We start from the raw sequence: 7676 nt of genomic DNA, 5'->3' as shown, positions 1-7676 counted from the left end.
GGAGGGGACGTACGCGTCCCCTCCCACCCGTCGACCACGGCGGCGTCCTACGCGATGTCCGAGCGCCCCCTCATCGGCCCGCGGTGATGCGGAGCCTGATCGTGCGGGACTCGGGGCGCAGTGCGAACTCGGGCCACACATCCGGTCCGCAGGCGCGTGATCCGAGCCCGTGCTGGGCCGCGTCGACGATGAGGTGACTCGTCGTCGAATCCGGCAGCTCGAAGGGGTGTTGGGCTCGCGCGATCTGCTGTGGGGTGTGCCGGCCGAGCGTGAAGCCGGGGCGGCGTCCGCGCGTGTCCGGGACGGTCGCGATGCGCAGCACCTCGGTGTGGGCACTCGACAGCGCCAGCTCCCGCACCTGGGAGCGGTGCCCGGTCTCCTGCGGGCGCGCGTAGTCGACGGAGAGGTCGCGCAGGGTGGAGGAGAAACGCCCGGTGCGTGCCGCGCGCAGGCTGTCGGGGTAGGACTCCAGCGGTCCGAGGCCGAACCACTCGGCGCGGTCGACGGGGGCCGTGCCATCGGGCAGGTCGAACCGGATCCCGATCCGGGGCCACACCGTCTGCCAACCGCGTGAGGGCTCGATCTCCACCCTCAGCTCGAGTTCGTCGCCCTCGATCGACCAGACGGTCTCCACCGTGACCGACGAACCGGAGTTCGCCGCGGAGACCTTGGAGACCGTGCGCAGTGCGTCCGCGGTGCGCTCCACGGACACCCGCCGCGTGGTCAGCCGGTCGAGGCCGTCGCGACGCCACAGCGCGGCCTGCGAGACCCCGGCGACGGCGGCGTCGCTCTCCTCGACCTGATCGGACGCGGCCTCGTCGTTGTCGGTCGGGGCACGGAACAGTTCCAGGCGAGGGCCCGCCACCGCACGGCCGGCGAGGCGGACGAGGGATCCGTCGACGAACTCGGCGATACCGAGGGCCAGTGTTCCGTCGCTGTGCCGCCAGTCGGTACGGGACCGGACTCCGGGCGCGGGACGACGTGCCGAACGGTCGAGCTGGGCGGTCGCGATCACATGCCCGGCGCTCGCCCAGGCGGTGTCGGCCGCCAGGACCGCGTCGACGGTGAGCCATGTCTCCGCGTCGTGCGCCACGGGGATCCGGGGAAGCGGCACCCGCGCCGATTCGCCCGCCGCGACGACGGGGACCTCCATGTCCCCGGAGTCCACGGGTGTCCCGTCGTGCTCGACGCGCCAGCAAAAGCGCAGGTCCGACGTGTCGGCCGAGTGCCGCAGGTTGGTGATCGCGACCTCGGACGCGTCGCCGTCGAAGGCGAAGCGGACCGGCTGCACGACCGCCTTGTACTCGTGGAGGCTTGGAGTCGGGACGTCGTCGCTCAGCAGCATGCCGTCCATCACGAAGTTGCCGTCGTGCACGACTTCCCCGAAGTCGCCCCCGTACGCGTAGTAGGGCGTACCGTCCGGGGTGGTCGTCAGGATGCCGTGGTCGCGCCATTCCCACACGAAGCCGCCGTGCAGCCGGGGGTGTTCGTGCACCAGCGCCTCGTACTGGTCGAGCGCTCCCGGCCCGTTGCCCATCGCGTGGGCGTACTCGCACAGCAGGAACGGCTTGGTGCGCTGCCGGGCGCCCTGGGCGGGAGTGCAGTTCATCAGCGGCGCGCGTGAGCCGTCGGTGCCGATCTGCTCGGTCTCCAGCACCGATGAGTACATCCGCGAATAGACGTCCGTGTACTCGCCGGTGTGGTCGCCCTCGTAGTGCACGGGGCGTTCGGCGTCGCGGGCGTGGACCCACGCCGCCATCGCGGCGAGGTTGCCGCCGGTGCCCGCTTCGTTGCCGAGCGACCAGATCACGACGCTGGGATGGTTCTTGTCCCGTTCGACGGTGCGCTGGATGCGGTCGAGGTAGGCCTCCCGCCACGCCGGGTCGTCGCTCGGATTGCCGGTCCATTCGACCTTGTCGAAGCCGTGCGTCTCGAGATCGCATTCGAGGACGACCCAGAACCCGAGTTCGTCGGCGAGGTCGAGCAGTCGGGGATGCGGTGGGTAGTGGCTGGTGCGGATCGCGTTCACGTTGAACCGCTTCATGCGGGCCAGGTCCTCGCGGGCGTGCTCCTCGTCGAAGACGCGCCCGCGCTCGGGGTGGGTCTCGTGGCGGTTCATCCCGTGGAACACGACGCGCCGGCCGTTGACCAGGAACTGGTCGCCGCGGATCTCGACCGTACGGAAGCCCACCCGCAGGTCGATGCTCTCCGCGGCGCTCGACACGGTGACGTCGTACAGACGCGGCTGTTCGGCCGACCAGGGCTCCACCGCGTCGACGTCGAACGCGGCCACGTCGTCCGGGGTGGCCCAGACCTGCTCGATGCCGAGTTCGGGGAGGCGGAGGGTGACCGGGAACGCCGCCGCGTCGGCGGTGATCTCCGTCTCGACCCGGCCGTGTCCCTTCTCGTACCCGGCCCGCAGCCAGACGTCCTCGAGGCCTCCGGCGGGCCGTGCGATCAGGGTGACATCGCGGAAGATGCCCGGCAGCCACCACTGGTCCTGGTCCTCGAGATAGCTGGCCGCCGACCACTGGTGCACGCGCACGGCGATGACGTTGTCGCCCGGACGCACGGACGGCGTCACGTCGAATTCGTGGGCGAGCCGACTGCCGCTCGCGCTGCCTATCTCCTCGCCGTTGACCCACAGCCTGAAGAGCGACTCGACACCGTCGAACCGCAGCACGACGCGCTCGCTCCCCGACCAGTCGGCGGGCATGTCGAAGTGGCGGCGGTAGTCGCCGGTGGGGTTCTCGTCCGGGACATGGGGCGGGTCGATCGGGAACGGGTACTGCACGTTCGTGTAGATCGGCCGGCCGTAGGCTCCGTCGCCCTGGAGCACCCAGTGGGACGGCACCGGGATGCTGTCCCAGTCGCTGTCGTCGAAGTCCTCGGCGGCGAAATCCGCTGCCGCCGGCACCGTGGGCGACAGCCGGAACCGCCAATGCCCGTTCAGCGAACGAGAGGGGGCGTCGGAGTGCAGCCACGAGCGCGCCGCACGCAGCGCGCCACGCCCCGGTGCGGTGTCCGACACGTATGCGGAGTTCTGGGAGGGCACGAGGTCACAACTCTTTCCTGCTGACAGAAGGGGATCCGGACGCCGGCTGCGTCCGCCGACTCGACTGATCGGGCTTGGCCGCCCTCTTCGCACGCGGCCGCTGCGCTCTACCGGACCACGACCGTTCGGATCTCCCACGGGCCGAGGGCGAGTTCGAGTCCGTCCGCGACCGGTGTCGTGGACAGCGGGCGGCCGAGCAGATCGACCGTGGTGGCTTCGGTGAACGCGCCGGTCACGCGGGCGGCCGACCCCGTGTCGCTCATGGCCACCAACCGCAGCTCGGTGCCGGGACCGCGGTCGTCGTCGGCGACGCGGCGCAGGCTCGACACGAGGACGTCCCTACCGTCGACCCGCACGCCGGTCGCGGCGGGCGGCAGTTGGCCTTCGGCGGCCGCGGTCCCACGGGTGACCAGCACGTCGTTGCGGAAGTCCTCGGCGAGAGCGACCGCGTTCGCACCCTGCCAGCCGGTCGCCGAGGGCACGACGGCGAAACGGTTCTCGACGCGCACGCCGAGATCCTGCGCGCCCGGTGCGGGGATCTCGCTCGCCGCGGGCTCGTCGCGCAGGGGATGGATGTTGACGCTGATGGAGCCGATCGCACGCAGCAGCGTGATGGCGAGTTCCCGGCCGTCGCCGACGAGTTCGTATTCGGTGGCGTGGTCGAGCAGGACGTTGGCGGCGCCGGCCGACACGAAGGCACTCGCGGGGAAGGTCGGGATCGGGTACTCGCCCCAGCCGCCCTCGGCGGTGAGACCGCGCTCGGTGACGGCGAACTGCCCGGCGGACGCGGACCCGGCCGCCGGCTCGGGCAGCGGCACGTGGAAGCGCAGCCGGTGGTCGGCGGACTGGTTCAGGAACGACGTCGACACGCGCACGAACGGCTCGCCCGCGCGCACCTCCACGAGCGTCTCCACCGGGGTCGGCACGGTGTGGGTGCCGCGTACGTCGCGCTCGGAGGAGAGCGCGGCGGGCCACTCGTAGACCCGGGTGACCCGGATCCTGGAGCGCAGCGGGCCGTCCTCCAGAAGTTCGGTGGCGACCTCCGTCGGCTCCGACACGAGTACGTCCTGGGCCGGGGGGGCGTAGTTGTAACTGTCGCCGCGGTCACCGCCGTCGACGAGGCGGCCGACTCCGTGCAGCACCGTGCCGTCGGCCCCGGTCACGTCCAGGGTGCCGTCGGCGGCGATCGTGACCTGGACCAGTCCGTTCGACAGTGTGCGGGCCGTCGCCGTAGCGGGGGCGAACGCCGTCGGCTGGGCGGCGGGCCGCTCGCTGGGCGCGACCCGGAAACTCGTGAGCCCGGAGGCGGGGACGTCCACGGGAACCAGCGCGGTCGCGCGGGCTTCCTCCACCGTCAGCACCCGCCACTCCCCCGGGTGCGCGGCGGCCGCGGCAGCGACCTCACGGCGCAGGATCAGCAGGTCGAACGGTCCGCTGCTCGGCACCTCGGCGAGGTGGAAGACGAGTGATCCCGGGGTGAGTTCGTAGTGGTCGATCAGGCGGCCGAAGAGCTCACGGCGGTGGATGCGGCGCAGCACGCGTTCGAGCTGTGAGGCGTCCATGCGCTCGTCGGCGAGCACGGTCGGGGCCTGGGAGACGAGCTGCACGGGGTGCGCCGAGCCGTCGTCGGCGGTCGCGACGAGAACGGTTCCCTCGGGCGGGGCCACGACATCCACCTCGGCCAGGGCCGTACGCGGGAAGGGCAGCGGGTTGGCGACCAGGTAGCCGTCGCTCGGCACCCGGGCGGCGGGCTCGGCGAGGGCGGCGTCCCGGACCGCCCGGGCGGTCTGCGCGGCTTCGGCGAGGCGCGCCTCGACCTGGTCGGAGGTCTCGTCGGTGCCGGAGCCGACGACCGAGTCGTGCGCGGACGACTCGATGATCTTGTGCCAGGCGAGCGAGAGGAAGGGCGAGTCGTCGCGCCGGGACCACAGGGCGTTCATCCGCTCGGCGTGGTCGACGGTGCGCTCGGCGACGGCCATCCGCTGCTTGAGCGCGAGCCGCACGGAGAGCACGCCCGGGAGGATGTTGCCGCGCACATGGCTGCGCAGTTCACCGGTGACGACGGCGGAGACCTCGTCGCGTACGTGCTCGCGGATGTACTCGTCGAGCGTCGCGATGGTGATGGCGCGCTCCTCGCTCGACGCGCGCCGCAGCCAGGCCGCGAGCTGCGGGTCGGGTGCGTTGTGGTCGGTGCCGGCCATCGCGAGCAGCGGATCGCCGCCCCATCGCCCGGCCGTCATCTCCGCGTACTCGCCGAGCGCGCGCCCGATCTGGTCGGGTACCAGCAGGACGTCGAGGCCGTTGTCGTAACCGTCGAAGAGGAACTCGGTGCGTACCTCGGAGCCGTCGGGGGCGCGCCAGCGGAAGGCGTGGCCGTCGACGGAGCCCGGCACACCGCGCCACAGTGCCGCGTGCTGGATGCCGGCGCGCGCCAGGATCTGTGGCATCTGCGCGACATGGCCGAACATGTCGGGCAGATAGCCGATGGGCATCGACCCGCCGAGGTCCGCCGCGGCCGCCCAGCCCATCTGCAGGTTGCGCACGATGGTCTCGCCGGAGCACAGGAACTCGTCGAGCAGGATGAGCCACGGCCCGATGGCGAGTTGACCGCCGGCGACCAGGGCCACGACCCGGTCGCGGTTCTCCGGACGCATCTCCAGGTAGTCCTCGATCGCGGCCATCTGCCCGTCGACGGTGAACCGGAAGTCCGGGTTCGCCTCGGCCGTCTCCAGCACGGTGTCGAGAGCGGTGACGAGCCGGTGCCGGAACACCTGGAAAGGCTCGTACCATTCCCGGTCCCAATGGAAATGGGGCACGAAGACGGCAGAGTTCTGCATAGCGCGAGCGACCTTCTCTTGGCGGGTGACGCGGAGGGAGCGGGAAAGCGGGGGTGTGCGGGTTACTTCAGGGCGCCGGAGGCGAGCCCGGTGCGCCAGAACCGCTGGAGGAGGATGAAGAGGATGATCACGGGCACGATCGAGACCAGCGAGCCGGTGATCACGGATTCCTGCAGGAGCGGGGCGCGGGCGGTCTGGCCGTTCCACTCGTAGAGGCCGAGCGTGATCGGGAAGAGCGACTCCTTCTGCAGCATCACCATCGGCAGGAAGAAGTTGTTCCAGATCGCGACGAACTGGAACAGGAAGATGGTCACCAGCGAGGGCGCCATCAGCCTGATCGCCACCGAGAAGAAGGTGCGGAACTCACCGGCGCCGTCCAGCCGCGCCGACTCGAGGATCTCCTCGGGGACGGCGGCGGAGGCGAAGATGCGGGCCAGGTAGACACCGAACGGGCTGACGATGCTGGGCAGGAACACCGCGAAGTAGGTGTTGACGATCCCGGTCGCCGAGAACAGCAGGAAGAGCGGGAGCGCGAGCGCGGTGGTGGGTACGAGGACCCCGCCGAGGATGACGGAGAACAGGAACTCACGGCCCCGGAAAGTGAACTTGGCGAGCGCGTAGCCGCACAGCGCGGAGATCAGGGTTCCGACGGCGGCGCCCAGCACGGCGTAGATCACGCTGTTCAGGGCCCACTGCACGAAGATGCCGTCGCTGCGGGTGAACAGGGTGCTCAGGTTGCCGAACAGGTCGAAGTGCGAGAACGCCAGCCCGTTGGTGGAGGCGAGGTCGCTCTGCGGCTTCGTCGCCGCGACGACCAGGAAGTAGACCGGCAGCAGGAAGTAGATCGCCAGGAGGAACATCAGCGCCATGACAGCCGTGCGGCTGACGCGGCTTTCGCGGATCAGGTTCTGGTTGCTCACAGCCCGGCCTTCTTCGAGGTCAGTCGCATGAAACCGAAGCTCAGGACGAAGGTGATGACGGCGATGACCACGGAGATCGCTGCTGCCTGCTGGTAGTTGTTTCCGGAGGCCACCACATACGCGAGCATGTTCGGTGTGTACGTGCTGGAGATGTTCGAGGAGATCTGCCGCAGCACGGCCGGCTCGGCGTAGAGCTGCAACGTGCCGATGATCGAGAACACCGTGGTCAGGACGATCGACGGGGCGATGATCGGGACCTTGATCCGCCACGCGATCGCCCAGTTGCTCGCGCCGTCGAGTTTGGCGGCTTCGTACAACTCCTGCGGGACCGACTGGAGTGCCGAGTACATGATCAGCATGTTGTAGCCGGTCCAGAGCCAGGTGGAGACGTTCGCCGCCGACCAGAGCACGGCACCGGGACCGAGGAAGTCGGGCTGGAGCCCGACGCTCTTCAGCCCGTCGACCAGCGGGCTGATCTGCGGCGAGTACAGGTAGGACCACATGATCGCGGCGATGACGCCAGGCACCGCGTACGGCATGAACGCGGTGATGCGGAAGAACGACTTGAGCTTCAGCAGCGGGGTGTCGAGCAGCAGCGCCATGATCAGCGCGACGAACAGCATGACCGGCACCTGCACGATGCCGAACAGTCCGATGCGCCCGATGCTGGACCAGAACTCGTCGTTCTGGAACACCTTCGTGTACTGCTCGAAGCCGCCGAAGGTCGTGTACGACGTGCCGTACTGGCCGCCGGTGCGGCGCACGACCAGGAAGCTCTGCCAGATCGCGTAGCCGACGGGCACCAGGTAGAAGAGCACGAACGGGAGGAAGAACGGGATCAGGAACGCGGCGATGGTGCCGGCC

The 7676-nt window shown here is 70.0% G+C and carries 4 protein-coding genes; all 4 read right to left on the bottom strand.

The features are described 5' to 3' along the window. Nucleotides 1-70: 70 nt before the first annotated feature. Nucleotides 71-3055 carry a glycoside hydrolase family 2 TIM barrel-domain containing protein gene (locus ACFV0T_RS41995; protein WP_385790803.1) on the bottom strand — a complete coding sequence of 995 codons (2985 nt, stop codon included), beginning with the start codon at nucleotides 3053-3055 and terminating at the stop codon, nucleotides 71-73. Between the two features lie 107 nt (nucleotides 3056-3162). After that, a complete protein-coding gene (locus ACFV0T_RS41990) occupies nucleotides 3163-5892 on the bottom strand; it encodes an alpha-mannosidase (protein ID WP_385790802.1) in 2730 nt (909 codons plus the stop codon). A 62-nt stretch (nucleotides 5893-5954) separates the two neighbouring features. Further along, nucleotides 5955-6761: a carbohydrate ABC transporter permease gene (locus tag ACFV0T_RS41985; protein WP_385790805.1), complete on the bottom strand. Its 807-nt coding sequence runs from the start codon at nucleotides 6759-6761 to the stop codon at nucleotides 5955-5957. Between the two features lie 47 nt (nucleotides 6762-6808). After that, nucleotides 6809-7676, bottom strand: an 868-nt coding sequence (locus ACFV0T_RS41980) for a carbohydrate ABC transporter permease (RefSeq protein WP_385790800.1), incomplete at its 5' end; no start/stop codon positions are given.

This window comes from Streptomyces sp. NPDC059582, from assembly GCF_042735715.1.
Lineage (GTDB): Bacteria > Actinomycetota > Actinomycetes > Streptomycetales > Streptomycetaceae > Streptomyces.
Note: the sequence above shows the minus strand (reverse complement) of the source record. Positions and strands in the feature narration are given on the sequence as shown.

Excerpts from the sequence above, each read along its gene's own strand:
- ACFV0T_RS41985 (WP_385790805.1), bottom strand. The coding sequence starts at position 6,761 with ATGGCGCTGATGTTCCTCCTGGCGATCTACTTCCTGCTGCCGGTCTAC.
- ACFV0T_RS41990 (WP_385790802.1), bottom strand. The coding sequence starts at position 5,892 with ATGCAGAACTCTGCCGTCTTCGTGCCCCATTTCCATTGGGACCGGGAA.